The sequence below is a fragment of the Natrialba sp. PRR66 genome (assembly GCF_034808065.1).
Classification (GTDB): domain Archaea; phylum Halobacteriota; class Halobacteria; order Halobacteriales; family Natrialbaceae; genus Natrialba; species Natrialba aegyptia.
In genome coordinates this window covers 18715-33598 of the sequence record NZ_JAXHGN010000004.1, presented here as the reverse complement: position 1 = coordinate 33598, position 14884 = coordinate 18715, and the positions used below count along the sequence as shown (strand labels likewise).

The window sequence follows — 14884 nt, the reverse complement described above, 5'->3', positions numbered from 1 at the left end:
ATATCACGGACAGTATAAAGATGAATGGGCCAGTTACCGGTATTTCCAATAGATCGTTCGTAAAGTTCATCCTCCGCCCGCCATGTTCGTGGTCGCACGGCTATGATTACTGCGCTGAAATATAGTACGGCAAGCATAGCCGCTACAAAGTACCCGAGTATGATCCCTATAGCAGCGCTTGTGGGCCACGGCGTTGACGTGAAGGTCAGAACGTGGATCAACCATGAACCTAACATGACTGTGAAAAGTAGTAAGTAAATTCGTCGTAAACGATGTGCGATCGCTTCTTCTCTGATGATTTTAACTATAGGATGGCGGTAATCTTAACTCAACTACTTTCGCCATACTGGATCTTCAATTCCCGCTGAGGGGTCTAATCCGTATGTAAAGACGTTTTTCTGCCTCATACGAACTCGTCCTCGCCATAGATCATATCCGAGATAGCGCTGGGCCTCCATCAGTAAGAAAGCGCACAGTGCGGCCATTCCTAACAGAAGAATGTAATGGAGACGGTTGGAACCGGAAAATGCCCACGTGAGGACGCCGCTCATGACGAGTATGGCCCGATTCGACGTCCGATCGAGGCGTTCTCGCCAGTACTTTATCCAGTGGATCTCGCCTTGATATAAGTGTGCCATCGACGAGCTGGGGGACATCTCTTCCTCTAACAGCCCTTCACCGATTTCGCGGTGATCAGCGTCAGTTAGATCAATGTCTTTTGCTGATTGTTGAGCCATTCTCGATGTATCTGTTCGGCAGCGAAACTAATAGAGGTAAAGCCAGCAAGTGAGCGACGGATACAGATCCCGTACAAGTTGAGCGGTGCTTATGGTCAATGTGTTCGTGTAGTGAGCGGTACTTCCACGAGCGAACACATCAAAAAATATATTTTTAATAGAGCAATCCGTTCATAATAGATACGGTCGTATCGGGAACGAGCAATCTATCTCGAGACATTCAAACCAGTCGTCGCGCTACGGAATCGTGTGAAGGAAGACGAATCGTACGAGCATGTTATTCTTGGCAGTGACGATGAACTAACCACGGCGGACGTCCGCGGATACGATTTTCGCGGGGAGTTCGACTTTCACGATCTCATCGAGTCTTACGAAACGACAGGGTTTCAAGCGACGCACCTCGCTGAGGCCGTCGATATCGCCGAGCGAATGCAAGAAGAGAAAGCGACGATCTATCTCACGTTCACCTCGAATATTATCTCCTCGGGATTGCGTGAAGTAGTTGCATATCTGGTCCGTGAAGGGTATGTCGACGTACTCATCACCACGTCTGGGGCGTTGACGGAGGACGTCATCAAGACCGCAAAGCCGTTCAAGATGGGGAAGTGGAACGCCAACGAGGCGACGCTCCGCGACCGCGGCATCAATCGGCTCGGGAATATTTTTGTTCCGTCTGATCGATACGTGTGGCTGGAGGAGTACCTGTACGACTTCTTTGATGACTTTTTCGCAAACGAAAAAGTGCGCACGCCGACAGCCTTCGCACGAGAACTAGGTGAGACGCTTGACGACGAAGATTCCGTCTTGAAACAGGCCGCGGACAACGACGTCCCCATCTACTGTCCGGCACTGACGGACGCCGAAGTCGGTAACTTTCTCTATTATTACCGCCAAGGATATGATTCGGAAGTCGGGATCGAAATTCTGGACGACTATGACTCGCTCATCGAGGACGGGTTACTCGCGGATACAACGGGACTGATCACCGTTGGTGGCGGCATACCAAAACATCACGCGATTATGACGAATCTATTCCGCGGCGGTGCGGACTACGTTGTCTACATCTCGACGGGGATGGAAGGTGATGGATCGCTATCGGGAGCGCCGCCGAACGAGGCGGTCTCCTGGGGAAAAATCAAGGAGAAACGGACGAACTACACTCAAATCGAGGCGGAGGCAACGCTCGTCTTCCCGCTGCTTGTGGCAGCAGTGTTCAAGTGATGACATTCAGTGGAACGCGACCCTCGAACGAACGGCTCAAGCTCGTCTCCCCCGTCGCGAATCCGTCATTCGACACGGAATCACTGTCGAAAGTGCTCTTAGGTAGCGAGACCGATTCGAGGGATGATGTACTGAAGGGATCTGGGGTGAACCTTTTCTTCGAGACGATGGTACGACAGCGTGGATTCTCTCCACCGAGAGCACAGGTTTTGGCCCCGGTCTGAGAAAGATATGAGCCGGTTCCTGTTTCAATGTAGATCGAAGATGGCTTACAATAGCTAGTAAAACGTTGTTCACTCGGCGGTGACTGAATCACTGACAGTCTTCGACAAGAACGAAGAAACCCATTTAGATACATGTATCTATAGGGAATAAAAAGGTGACAGGGTGTCCCGAGTGTGATAGCATGGTACAGTCTCGGAAAGATCGCGGTGAGCGCATCTGTGCTGATTGTGGCTTAGTGCTCTACAAAGCTGAAATTGAGTATGGACCTGAATGGCGATCGTTCTCCAATGAAGAAGCCGATGGACGTAGTCGAGTCGGCGCTCCTGTCACCGAACTCCTCCACGACAAAGGGCTTAGCACAACGATAGGTTGGCAACTGTAGTGAGCAATATTTTCGCGAGAGTTAATGTATGAAGGAGAGTGGTTTAACAGAGTCGGCTATCCAAAAATTAACCACGATCCCCAACGGAGATGATTAAAATTAAGAATCCGGCTCGAGAGTTTGGATACTTACCGAGATGAAGTAGACAAACATAAATAAGAAAAATCCAACACAGAGCGGGATGAGCCGCCGATCGATGACAGCGAGGTCCAGTATTGCTGTTACAGCGATTCCACTTACAAAGACCAGCATAACGAATACACCGACTGCATAGTAGAACCGGATATCAGATTCAAAGTATTCTTGAATTCCCATTATGCTTTGTTGGTGACTGGTGGCGAAAAGTATAGCGAAGTTCACTCAGTTCGCAGGTGCGGCAAGTAGGGATGTAGACACGTAATTCCTAACTGTTGGGAAGCAACTACTGAATTATATATAGCTACCTCTTAGAGTGCACGGTGCCACGAACTGATTCGATCACTCGGCGTGGAATCATGCGAATGACCGGAGCGACAGCCGTGGGAACAGTATTAGCAGGCTGTTCCGACGATGGTGGTAACGGCGGTGATGACGGTAATAGCGGTGGCGGTGGTGAGGCGATCGAGCCCGACACGCAGATTGAGTTCGACGGGCAGACGGCTGGCTGGGTCGGAATTGCGCCCGACTCGATTGCGGATGAGAAGAACCCGACGCTCACCCTCCAAGAAGGTGAAACCTACGAGATCGGCTGGACCACTGGCGACGACGCGAACCATAACATCGCGATTTACGACGATAGCGACGAGGTTGTCGACGACCTCGCGACCGAAGAGACAGCCGATCCCGGCGACGACCAATGGCTCGAGTTCGAGGCCAGCAGCGAGATGGTCACGTATATCTGCGAGGTCCACCCGAATTCGATGGTTGGCGATATTCAGGTCGAGTGACGGCGGTGGCAGTAATATGGTCGGCTAACAACTTTCACTTCGACAGAACTTGGCAGTAGTAATGGCGAAGCTGCGGGAGAATAGCTCTATCTTGCATTCGTTTCAATTGGAGTTGGAACTCGTCACTTCCGGTGGACGACCTGCTTTCTGTGGCTACTGACAAAGTCTTCCACAACTGGATTACGAAATACGAGTTCTACGCACTCGATGTCGAGACACTCATCTTACAGCGTGGGTCGTGACCGTTGACGTTAGGACATAAAGCTCTCATCCGGACAAAAGGCTACTCTCAGCGCTGGATGGCTGAAAATTCGTATTCAACAACGAAGCGCTCTCTCGGCGATGCCGTGAAAGCGCTCGGCTGGTATCGACAGTTCCGTGAAATCGTCCTCATGTTCGCCATCTTGAACATAGAACCGCTCTGTAAACCACTCTAACCGTGATTCAATATCTATTCACCTATGGAAATTCTGCTAACCGATCAAACCACGTTTGCTAAGATAGTTCTTCGGGCGACAAAGACTTGCTGTAGTTTTCGAGCGTAGAATCAACCACCGGCGAACCGATGGCTACTAAAACAGCCATCAGGCGGGGGACTTCTTGTTTGCGAGAGCAGTTGCTCACGCTGCCACCAACCGGCCAATGAGCGCCGCCCCGGCGGCGCTCAGGCACTTACCCCTGGTGGATCGTATACCTCCTCACGGTCCAGCATGTGATACATTGAAACCAGCAGCTTCCGGGCGGTTGCTACAATCGCTGTTTTCGAGTTCTTTTTTCGAGCTAACCGGTTGTAAAACCGGCTGAGGTACTCGTCTTCGCACGTATGTACCGCTGAATACGACGCTTGAACGAGCAGCCACCGGACTCGTCCTGATCCTCGCTTCGAGATGCTCCTCAAACCGCGAGTCGCCAGACTCGCGGATTATCGGGTTCAACCCAACGTAACTTACGACCTCTTTGGCCCGGTCAAACCGGTCGATCGCTCCCAACTCCGCATAAATCGTCAACGCGGCACTGTCTAGTTGAGCCAGTTTGAGAAGTGAGCAGGTCGTAACGTTGAGTTGGTTGATGCTCGCAGACCTGCTCAGCGAGAGCTATGAGACGGATTTAGAAGAATCTTGGGAGAATGAGCGGACGGCGACGCCCGTCAGGGCGTTCGCCGTCCGCCTCCATCAGACGGGTTGTTCGCTTCGGGAGACAACAACGATTCTCGCTGAATGAGGCGTTGAACGCTCTCATGGAGCAGTTTGGAACTGGGTTCATCGGCTGGCTGACAGCGGACACGACCCGCCGACGGCAACGTCGTCGCGGGTCGCCGTTGACGAAACTGCTGTCAAGATCAACGGCGAGTGGTCTTGGTTGTATGCTGCAATAGACATTGAGACAAAGTTGATTCTCGACGTTGCGTTGTTCAGCCGACATGGCACTGATCCAGCGGCTGCATTTCTGCAGAAACTCCGCGAGAAACACGATCTCTCTGAGGCTGAGTTTCTCGTCGATCAATGTGGGTATCGGACTGCCCTCTCCCGAGTCGGGCTGAGCGGTCGAGTCAACTATACCGACCGAAACCTCATCGAAAAGTGGTTTCACACCCTCAAAATGCGCATCGACCGCTTCCATAATTCATGGGTGGGCAGTCGGGCGAGCGTCCGAGAGTGTCTTGAACAGTTCGTGCATTACTACAACCATCAACGACCGTATCAAACTCTCGACGGAAAAACACCAGTTGAGAGGTGCAGAACTATACAGTGCCGATACACCAATAACATTATTTATATTATTTACGAGAATTAGAAATTAAGATAGAAGGACTGAGAAACGGGGCTCAACCTCTTCTGTGAGCAAGAGATAGTACAGCTATGAGCGAGGATGTATCGAATCAAAATGCAGCGACTGAAATCGCAGAGGAATATGCTAACAAAGAGTGTGTTGGGCAATTTGGTGAAATTACCGAAACTGAAGAACGCAACACAAAGTGGATAATCGAGTTCCAGACACACACGCTCTCCGATGCATATACACATCGTGTTCAAATCACCAAATCCGTTGGGAATGTGATTTCACACGATCGATCGAGCCGCTTTGATTGATCCTGGCTATCGCGGGTGAGAACCCATTCATCGACATTATCTGGAGAAATTAACCTGACATGATGTGTCTAAAGAATTATTGAATATAATTCACTTTATATAATCTGTGGAATTAATGTGTCATCACATGATTATAGTCCAGAGTCACTACCTGCTGGTTGGTAACTCAAACCACGTTACGTTTTTATTCCTAAAGCTACTGGCTAGTTGTTGTCTTCATCGCGGTTAGTGCAGTTCCCGAATTATCATCCACATATAACATGGCTGGGAAAAAAGATGTCCTCAAAGCGATGCATCGACTCGTTACTAGACAACTGCTCTTTCCACGGATCCGTCTGCGCACGACTCTACAGGAGGTGACTCTGGACGCGTGACTGAAACGCTTCTGAAAACCATCTCCCAGAAGCAGTTACCCTCTCTTTCGGAATTTTTCGAGCGGTTCGGGTTGGCATTCGTGATGGTTGCTAGCTATTTCGGTTCAGGCTCGGTATTCATCATGAGTACCGCAGGCGTGCAGTTCGGATATGCACTGATCTGGCTCATTGGGATTGCAGTTCTGCTCGGTATTATGGCTCAGGATATGAGTGCCCGGGTTGGTATCTTCGGCGACTCGTTAGGGCAGTTCACCCGCCGAAAACTTGGGGAAAATGGAGCAACAGTTGTGCTGGTGTTCGTGTCAATTGGTTGCATCCTGTGGGGGCTAGAGTTGACTGCTGCTGTCGGTCTCGGAACCCAGATTCTACTCGAAAGCGTCTTCGGCATCTCCATAAGCTGGATGATAATTGCCGGATTCACTGGCATCCTCGCTGCTGGTCTAGGAGTATTACGGTACCAGATTATTGAGTATCTGATGACAACAATGATGCTGGTGCTGTTTGTTATCTTTGGCATTGTGGCGGTTGCCAGTGACCCGAATCCTGCCACAGTTGCTACCGGAGTGATACCAGATCAAACATTTCTGACTCCAAGTGGGATGACGCTCGCGGCAGCCATTCTCGGAACAACGGCGTTATGGCCGAACTTGTTCCTCGAATCGCTGTTCGTTGAGGAGAAAGGATGGCAAGAACAATCAGACCTCTTCAATATGCGTCTCGATCTCGCGATGGGATATGGTCTCGGTGGCCTCGCATCGATTGCCATCGTGGTCGCGACGGCCACAGTTCTTCGACCCGCTGGAATCACTGAATTACAATCGTTTATCACACCTGGGCAAGCGTTAACAAACGTACTCGGCACATGGGCGATGTTATTGTTCCTGGGTGGAACACTGGTCGCTGCGTTCAACAGCATTATTCCCATTCTCTGGGCGCCGGCATACATTCTCCACGAAGCTCGAGGGAAGCAGATCAAGTCATCGAACCCGAGTGAGGCCCGGCAGTCGTTCCGTCTGTTGTTTATCGGCCTGTGTCTGCTTAGCGGACTCTCACCGCTGGTTCACCTTCTTGGCGGCCTAAGTGTGATGGATATGATTATTCTGTTTCCGGCTTGGAACGGCGTATTCGGGCTCCCTATCTCAGCAACCCTCCTGTTCTTGGCCGTCAATGACAGTGAGACAATGCATGGACACGAAAATGATTGGCGACTAAACGCTGCCAATCTCGTACTGGTCGTTCTCGCGATCATACTAGCGGTCCTTTCCGCTCAAGATGTTGTTGGCGCGATCTTTGGTGGCGGTCTCTGATTAATATGTTTCCAGTACTGGCCGCCATCTTAATCGCTATCGCGCTATTTGCTGGTGTCGGTATCACGACTGTCGGCCCTGGCGGTGTGTTCGTCACTGCAGCACTCTACAGATTGACGAACCTCTCCTCGGCAGCTGTTGCTGGGACCGCTAGTGCAACGTTTATCGCAACGGGCCTCATCGGGAGTATTGTCTACGCTCGCTCCGGCGAACTGACGACGGGGCCAGCACGCAAAGCTACGATACTACTCAGCGGAACCGGAATCGTCGGAGCGCTCGCTGGCACCCGTGTGAACCTTGTCATCAATGATCAACTGTTCGGAGTCCTCCTTTCGGTGTTTCTCGCTAGCGTCGGTGTCCTCCTTGCGTATCGTGAACTCGTCGGGATCAAACCTCGAGGGCTCCTAGGTGAGACGGCCATACAGCGGCATATAATACTCGCTATCGTGGGAGGGAGTATCGGTATCCTTGGCGGAATGCTCGGCATCGGGGGACCGGTTGTCGCAGTCCCTGTGTTAGTTGCGCTGGGAATGCCGATGCTCCAAGCGATTGCAGTTGCGCAGGTACAGTCAATATTCCTTGCACTCTTTGCAACAATTGGGTACCTAATTGTCGGAGCTGTCGACGTGACTACAGCGGTATTAGTTGGTATTCCTCAGCTTATTGGCGTTCTTGCTGGTTGGTATGTTGCTCATCAGGTTTCACCCCGCCGGTTGCGAATTGCGCTCGCTGGTATTCTCGTAGTTGTCGCAGTTATTATTCCTCTCTAATGACTTGATGCTTTTTTCGGCTCTGGTGAATCGCTAGATGACGGCGACTTCAGGCACTAGATCAGGCGGCTCGATGCACTACTCTGGGACAATTCTGGTTTCAACTTCTAGCGGATTTCTGCTGGCGAAGTGATTGTACTCATTCACAGTGCCACTAACATGGTCTAACCCAACGCTCTATGGCGATTCACCAGAGCCAATTTGATGAACGTTGAGAGCGTTCGCCGTCCGGCTCCACGCGACTGGTTGTCCGCTTCGAGAGACACAAACGATTTTTGACTTACTCGGCGTTGAACGCTCTTATCAAGCGATCTGACACTGGGTACATCGGCTGGCTAACAGCGTTCCAGACCGTCGACAGTGCAGCCGTTGGCGGGTCGCGGTTAATGAAACCGCTGTCAGGACTAACGGCGATCGATCTTGGATGTATGCTGCAATAGATCTTGACACTAAACTCATCCTCGATGTAGCACTGTTTGAACGGCGAGGCACTGATCCGACTGCTGCGTTTCTGCATGAACTCACCGAGAAATACGATCTCTCTGATGCTGAGTTTCTCATCGATGGTGCTGGATATCTGACTGACCTCTCTCGATTTGAATTGAGCGGTCACCTTGACTATGTTGATCGAAACCACATCGAAAAATGGTTTCACACCCTCAAAATTTGGGTTGACTGCTTCCACAATTCGTGGGTCGGCAGTCGGGCAAGGCCAGAGAATGGCTTGAACAGTTTGTCCACTACTATAACACACAGCGACCGCACCAGTCACTCAACAAACAACCGCCAGCGGAGGTGCTAAACTAGACAGTGCCTTATAGCCGTACTTCACATCATGCTTATCTAAGAGAGCAGTTGCCTTCTTGATCTTGCCATTATTAAGATGGTTCCGGACTGCGGTTTTGATTCTCTCTGTCTCTACTGAGCCGTCCTTTGGTCGGGCTGTCTGAGCAAAGACAGAAGTCGATAGGCCAGTTGTAACAGCTCTGGTCGCAACCGTGGCTTTCACGAACGTGCGCCGTGATTGGCGGGATGAATAATAAATTATTACAACAATATTGTTGTATTATATATACATGAATGTGGCACTGTCTAGATAAGGAAAGCCGCAAGGCTGAGAAACGTTGCCGTTGCGATATCAACTGTGAAATCACTGTCGAGGCGCTGAGACAACAAGGCTTTGTTCCACGAACGGCGAAAATTCGGCTGCATCGGCACACGTCTCACGAAGAGCGACTATCTCCTTTCTCACCTATAGTGCCTCAATAGGCGTTAAAACGTCTCTCTACACCAGAAGCGCTTAACTAGACAGTGCCATAAATGTTTTGCTAATGGTAATTACTAATGGACCAATCATAGTCCGGTATTAATATGTGCTAATAGCTACCATGACCTCGATGTTCGATATCGGTCGATTCGGGCTTTGTTCTCGGCGTACAACCGGCCCGAATCATAGATCGGGTCATCCGGAAGCGCCGCCTCACCCTCAGGAACCGTCGCGACGGGGAGCTCAGTCTCCGCAAGGAGGTCCTGAACCATCGATTCCCACGTGCCAAGTGGCGACTCATCGTCCATCAGCCCGCGTAGGCGCTCGAATACGTCTGCGACCTCCGCATAGGCGGCATTGAAGTCCTCGATCCACGCTTCCAGGTCATCGAGTTCATCGTCGACGCCGGCCTCGCAAAGCCGATCTTCGATTCGGGCCTGGACATCGTCTTCCCACTGCTCGCTGCGGCGGGCGTTCTTACGAGGGAGATCCGGATCGGTGTACCGTTCGAGGGCATCGCGAACGATGCGGCGGAACTCGTCAGGGTGTTGCTCGAGCGCGTTCAACTCGGTCGCGCCGGCCCCGTGTTCCTGCTCCCACTCGGAGATACGACGATTGTACGCAACGCCGCCAGTTCCTGTCGCTGAACTCTCTTCGATGGGTTTTCGCGGGAGGTCCAGGTTCTCGATTTGATCGGTCGTCACAGCCAGCCGTTCGATCACGACGCGTTGTTCGTGGTCGCTGCGTTGATGCAACCAGGCGAGTTTCCCTGCCATGTTCGCCGGCATATCGTAGCCTTTCACGTCGAAATCAGCCAGATACAGAATCACCGCGGGTTTGCCGGCATCGTCGATGCGCTGTGCCAGCTCGTTCGCGACGGTTAACGAGAGGTCGCCCTCGCCCTCGACGACGGCGTTACAGACGTACTCGACAGTCAACCCGCCCCGGCCGCGGCTATAATCGGGCAGTGTCTTCCCAGACCCCATATTGGTATCATATACATACATTCCAACTCACCTATTTACTCTAGGATATATACTATATTCCTCATTCTATATATTAGTTCTACCAGTGAATTTATATCAGATGTAGATAGAGTATTACCTGTGTGAGGACATAATATATGAGAACAAACGGTATAACTACAACCCAACCTCTCCCGTCTTTAGACGTATTGTGCTTCAAACAGAGCCGTAATACTATCTTAGGACCATTCGTTTGAATCGGTGTTTGAAACAACCCTTTCCAGATCACACTAAGTCATGAGTCCGAGTCCCCAAGCCCCATCTGAACAGTCTACCAACCATGGATCGAGTTACTCCGTTAGCTTACCGAGCTCCCAAAGCTGCCTCCATTCGATACGGTCACGACTTGTCCCAATTGCTGTGAGCATTGCCTTCCTGCTCCTCAGTACTACGACCGTGGCCGCCCAGTCAGACGTTGGCGATGTTTACTGCGGAACCGGTGTCGAGACTGGAATCGGGATCGTCTTCGGTGCCGTTGCTGGCCTTGGACTTCCTGCAACTGGGTTCTATGTCGGTCGAGCAGGGCTCTCGTATATGCGCGCTGGCGGAAATCCCGAAAGGAAGAACCAAGCCAAAGAGAAGCTTGTTATGTCGGGTATCGGGTTCGCCATTATTGTCCTCGCCCTCATTTCACCAGAACTCATCGACAAAGTCGGAAGCCAGATGGGATTCGGCTTCTCCAACTGCGTGAAACCGTTCTAACCCATCAGCTGACGTGGTTCACTGGAACTCCATGCCCTCGCCGCGGACGATCGCCCTCGCTCTAACGGTCCTCGCCGCTAGCGGAGGCATTATCAGCCTAACCGGAGCCGTCACTGCAGTTGAGTCGAGTTCAAACGCAACGATTCCAGCCGATGGACCAGCATACGGTGTGAACGAAACACGATACCCACTGCTGTGGTCCGAAGACGTCGATCACGGCAATCATTCGAGTAACGGTACAGAAGATACCGTTTCCTCCGGGTTGGAATTCTCTACCCGGCTTGCAAACTCGACAGATGTTCCGTTCGACGAGCCGATCACGGATGTTGAGACGTGGAACAGCGGTGATCTCCAGGATTTTGCTCCCGGAGAGGCAAATACGTCAGTCTATCCTGATGGAACCCACCGTGAGAACGGGCTGTACATCAAAGATGCGTATACGAGCATCGTTGCGGTTCAGCCGTCGACGATCCTCCATACAGAGAATAACTCAACTCGGTATATCGCTCCGGACGGTGAGGTCCTTACGATAGCTGATTATCGAGTTGCGCTTCCAGACAATGATGATAGCGGATCTACTCGTGATCAGTGGTCGATCGCTAGAAGCTCAATCGACAGTGTCACATTGCAGGCAGATGGTCGTGAACTCGACACTGACGGCGATCACCGCTCCACGCTCGAATATAGCGGGTTAGCAGGCACGCAAAATCTAACCGTCGAAACGAACATTTCCGTTCGGCTTCGTCACGAAACACAGACGTGCTGGCTGTACAACAGCACAGCCGATTCCTGTGACGGATCGTGGAAGAACGAAACTGAGTACCTGACCGACCAGGTCACAGTGACGGATTCTTACCAGGCAGTTGCAACCCAGATCAACGAACGTGGCGGAAAGCGCGTTACGTTTGAGAATGCCGAGAATCATACTGGTGTCGTCATCCATCCGGGAACCACGTGGGCGGGACTCGATATTAGCAGTGATGTCCGTCTTCGTGGGAACTGGCGCTTCTATTCCGCAGGGATAGACGGCTGGCAGACGATGGTGTCTCGAAACGAGACCACCACTACTCGACGGAACTCTTCGGTTCGTCCGGCACAACTCCACGCCGTTCCCATGCAGCAAGAGCCGGAGCTGGCGAGCGAGGCAACAGGTGATGCCGAGATACCGTTGGTGATCGAAGAAGCGTGGGGACGTGAGCAAAACGGTACATCACTCCCAGACACGATTTCGATTCCGGTCGTTGAGCGTTATGTGAACGCAACGTCCATTGCGGTCCGTTCGGAGACGCTCCCCGCAGCAACCTTCGATGAGGTAACCGTCCATGGTATTGTTCGTGGCCAGTCACAGACAATTTCGGTCACTGACAACGGCACCGTTAGTGAAACGAACCTCAACCTGACGGTTCTCGAAGTGGACTCCTCAGGAGCACTGGTACAGGCAATCGTTACTGAAAATACAACCGGCGACCCGGTCACGACCGGTCGAGTCGAGGTTGGCAACCAGTCCGCGGCTGTGAACGCCAGTGGAATAGCCGTTCTTGAACTCGAAGAGCGCCCATCGCTGGTCGTTGATGGCCAGTACGTTCCCAGAGACTGGTGGCGTGCAGAGCAGTTGTACTCCTCAGCATCGGATCGAGCAAAGATTCCTGCGAACTATCCTGAGTTCCAGAAACTCGTCGAGTTCGTTCTCGTAACACTCCTCTGGTTCTTGCCAGCTGCTCTGGCTGTCTATGGCTTCGACTATGTGACCGGTGGCGCGGCCCTTGGACTGAGAGATCAACAATGACAGAAGACACGCATCCAGACGAGAGTCGTATCGCTCGCCGATCAGTTCTTGCCAGCCTTGGCGTTGGCACAGCCTTGCTTGCTGGCTGTACCTCTAATCCCGTTTCTGGGCCATCCACAAACAGTACAGACGGAACTGGGCTCAGTGTCGAAGAGAGTGATGTCTTCTCTGCCGTTGAGATGAACGACGAGTACCTCGAAATCGAGGTTACCGATGAGACCTCTATCGAGTTCATCAATCTCGTTGATCCTGAGGGAGAACTCTACAACCAGCAACGACTCGAGAACGGTGAAACCAAAACGTCGTTCGAAGTTCTTGGTCGCTATGAAGATGCTTTTCCCACTGGGGACTACAAGCTGATCGCTCTCCAGGGTGACGAACAAATCGATACGACGACGATTACGCTCGAGGCCGATTGTACGATCACAGATGTACTCTGGGCTGCAGAGAATCCCGATATGGACTGGGATACAAAGCCGTCTGATTGGGAGACCTATGCAGCGGTCGTAATTGAGAATACGGGAACAATTCCGTCGTTACTCACAGAGCTTGAGTGGACAGAAGCCCCGGTCGCGAAACTACAGTCCAAGGGGTCGCAATCATATTATCACGAAACCCGATTGCCGCCAGGAAAAACTACAGTCTATTCGAAGGGGTCTGTTTATGCAACGAATGGTGCAGTGCATTCTCTTGACTGTAGTGATCTCGAGACGGAACCATTGACTGTCACGGCTACTGTTCAGGTCGGGTCAAATCCATCGTATACTCAGCAAATCCAGTATGGAGACGGCAAGTCTTGTGAAATCTCGATTGTCAATGACAGCGCTGACGCATCTACATCTAGCGAGGGTGAGAATTAAATGGCATGGCTGCAAGAAGAAGTTGAAAACGCAATTGAGAATGTCATTGAGGATTTCACTGATGCTCTTCTCGGCCTTATTAATAATATCTATGAGGCAATCTTAGGTCCTATTGTCGGCGTCCCGACTCCGAAGTCAGATTCTGGATACATGGTTGTTGGTGCCCCAGATAATGCGCCGTGGGAGAGTCTGTACCAGGATGTATACCTCTCGTACATTATGCCGCTGGCAATCATGATGTCGGTCATCGCTTTTGCATTCGTTGGTCTCCGAGCGGGATCGATGAGCGAGTATCGACGAAAGCAACTCCTCCGACGGCTTGGTCTCGTATTCATGGGAACATTCGTCTGGTTCCCACTCGTATCTATTCCCTTGCAATTCATCGATGCAGTGGGGATCACGATCGCTCCAACCGACGAGATGTCTGCGGGGCTCGGAGGGCTTATTCAATCATCTCTCGGAGGCACGTTTGCTGTTCTTGCGATGGTTGTTATAGCGAATTTCTTCTTGGTAGTTGCTGGGTTCATAGTTGCGCTTCGCTGGATTGCACTCTGTGTATTAACGCCGATAATGCCATTGTTGGGCGTTCTCTGGTCAATGGAAGTCTGGCCATTTAGCCCAGCAGCGAACATGGCCCGTCAAGCTGCTGGAATCTATCCTGGACTCGTGCTTGCTGGCATTCCTCCAGCTATCCTTTTCCGAATTGGGTGGGAGGTTGGTGGTCTTGAAACCTCTGTCAAGGGGCTTTTTTCGCTATTCATTGGATTAGCCTTGATCCCAGCAGCGATTATCGCGATGCTCATGACAGTCTACTGGAGCAGCCCAGCAATGCGGACCATCGCTCAGAAAGGTGTGTCTGCGACGAATCCTGGCGCAGCTGCATCGGGAGCGGCAAAGGCGAAACGCGCTTCTGGAAAGACCGTCCGTGGCGCCCGAAATGTCCACCGAGGATACGCAGACAACAAGATTGGCGCAGTCACAAAGAGCGGACAAACCACGATCGGGAGTAGCAGTTCGAAGGCGTACAAGCTCGGTGCATCCGCTCGCTCGACAAAGACCCATGCTGGCCGCTACAACAACCTTCGGAAGTCGAAGACGGGCCGAATGCGCGATAAGGCCGCCGATGACGCTCGAAAAGCGACACAGAAGGTCTCGACTCGAACGAAACGTGGACTCAAAAATACGAAGCGAAAGGTCTCACGGTGGTGATAC

The 14884-nt window shown here is 51.7% G+C and carries 12 protein-coding genes and 5 pseudogenes; 13 read left to right on the top strand and 4 right to left on the bottom strand.

Features of this window, described 5'->3' with window-relative positions:
• Nucleotides 1–62: 62 nt before the first annotated feature.
• Nucleotides 63–737: pseudogene (locus tag SM755_RS14290) on the bottom strand (DUF2270 domain-containing protein); the annotation flags it as partial.
• A 249-nt stretch (nt 738–986) separates the two neighbouring features.
• Between SM755_RS14290 and SM755_RS14285 the strand changes: the two are divergent.
• The gene (locus tag SM755_RS14285; protein WP_323173262.1) at nt 987–1958 is read left to right on the top strand and encodes a deoxyhypusine synthase; all 972 of its coding nucleotides are present in this window, start codon (nt 987–989) and stop codon (nt 1956–1958) included.
• 406 nt (nt 1959–2364) lie between these two features.
• Entirely contained in the window at nt 2365–2565 is a 201-nt protein-coding gene (locus SM755_RS14280; RefSeq protein ID WP_323173261.1) for a TFIIB-type zinc ribbon-containing protein, read from the top strand.
• 99 nt (nt 2566–2664) lie between these two features.
• Here the strand turns inward: SM755_RS14280 and SM755_RS14275 are convergent, their stop codons facing one another.
• Entirely contained in the window at nt 2665–2880 is a 216-nt protein-coding gene (locus tag SM755_RS14275) for a hypothetical protein (protein ID WP_323173260.1), read from the bottom strand.
• 185 nt (nt 2881–3065) lie between these two features.
• Here SM755_RS14275 and SM755_RS14270 point away from each other — a divergent pair, with 185 nt between their 5' ends.
• Nucleotides 3066–3491, top strand: coding sequence for a PKD domain-containing protein (locus SM755_RS14270; RefSeq protein WP_241433880.1), 426 nt, complete (start codon nt 3066–3068; stop codon nt 3489–3491).
• A 134-nt stretch (nt 3492–3625) separates the two neighbouring features.
• Nucleotides 3626–3928 (top strand): annotated as a pseudogene (locus SM755_RS14265) (IS5/IS1182 family transposase); the annotation flags it as partial.
• A gap of 227 nt (nt 3929–4155) precedes the next feature.
• On the opposite strand, the pseudogene SM755_RS14260 reads toward SM755_RS14265, so the two are convergent.
• Nucleotides 4156–4504, bottom strand: a pseudogene (locus SM755_RS14260) (transposase); the annotation flags it as partial.
• Nucleotides 4505–4556: 52 nt separating this feature from the next.
• On the opposite strand from SM755_RS14260, the pseudogene SM755_RS14255 reads away from it, so the two are divergent.
• From SM755_RS14255 to SM755_RS14235, 5 genes and pseudogenes are all read left to right on the top strand, one after another.
• Nucleotides 4557–5285, top strand: a pseudogene (locus SM755_RS14255) (IS6 family transposase).
• Between the two features lie 65 nt (nt 5286–5350).
• On the top strand, nt 5351–5581 hold the full coding sequence (locus tag SM755_RS14250) for a hypothetical protein (protein ID WP_083873423.1): 231 nt from the start codon (nt 5351–5353) through the stop codon (nt 5579–5581).
• Between the two features lie 370 nt (nt 5582–5951).
• On the top strand, nt 5952–7262 hold the full coding sequence (locus SM755_RS14245; protein WP_006667336.1) for an NRAMP family divalent metal transporter: 1311 nt from the start codon (nt 5952–5954) through the stop codon (nt 7260–7262).
• A gap of 5 nt (nt 7263–7267) precedes the next feature.
• Nucleotides 7268–8032 (top strand): sulfite exporter TauE/SafE family protein, encoded by a 765-nt coding sequence (locus SM755_RS14240; protein WP_006667335.1) that lies wholly within the window; start codon nt 7268–7270, stop codon nt 8030–8032.
• A 214-nt stretch (nt 8033–8246) separates the two neighbouring features.
• Nucleotides 8247–8839, top strand: a pseudogene (locus SM755_RS14235) (IS6 family transposase); the annotation flags it as partial.
• 576 nt (nt 8840–9415) lie between these two features.
• On the opposite strand, the gene SM755_RS14230 reads toward SM755_RS14235, so the two are convergent.
• Nucleotides 9416–10285 carry a hypothetical protein gene (locus SM755_RS14230; RefSeq protein ID WP_323173259.1) on the bottom strand — a complete coding sequence of 290 codons (870 nt, stop codon included), beginning with the start codon at nt 10283–10285 and terminating at the stop codon, nt 9416–9418.
• Nucleotides 10286–10561: 276 nt separating this feature from the next.
• Here SM755_RS14230 and SM755_RS14225 point away from each other — a divergent pair, with 276 nt between their 5' ends.
• From SM755_RS14225 to SM755_RS14210, 4 genes are all read left to right on the top strand, one after another.
• Nucleotides 10562–11026, top strand: a complete 465-nt coding sequence (locus SM755_RS14225; protein ID WP_083873422.1) for a pilin — start codon at nt 10562–10564, stop codon at nt 11024–11026.
• Nucleotides 11027–11195: 169 nt separating this feature from the next.
• On the top strand, nt 11196–12812 hold the full coding sequence (locus tag SM755_RS14220) for a hypothetical protein (RefSeq protein WP_323173258.1): 1617 nt from the start codon (nt 11196–11198) through the stop codon (nt 12810–12812).
• On the top strand, nt 12809–13672 hold the full coding sequence (locus SM755_RS14215) for a hypothetical protein (protein ID WP_239640942.1): 864 nt from the start codon (nt 12809–12811) through the stop codon (nt 13670–13672). The genes SM755_RS14220 and SM755_RS14215 overlap by 4 nt, the downstream gene beginning before the upstream one ends.
• On the top strand, nt 13673–14881 hold the full coding sequence (locus SM755_RS14210; RefSeq protein ID WP_323173257.1) for a hypothetical protein: 1209 nt from the start codon (nt 13673–13675) through the stop codon (nt 14879–14881). It begins immediately after the preceding gene.
• Nucleotides 14882–14884: the final 3 nt, after the last annotated feature.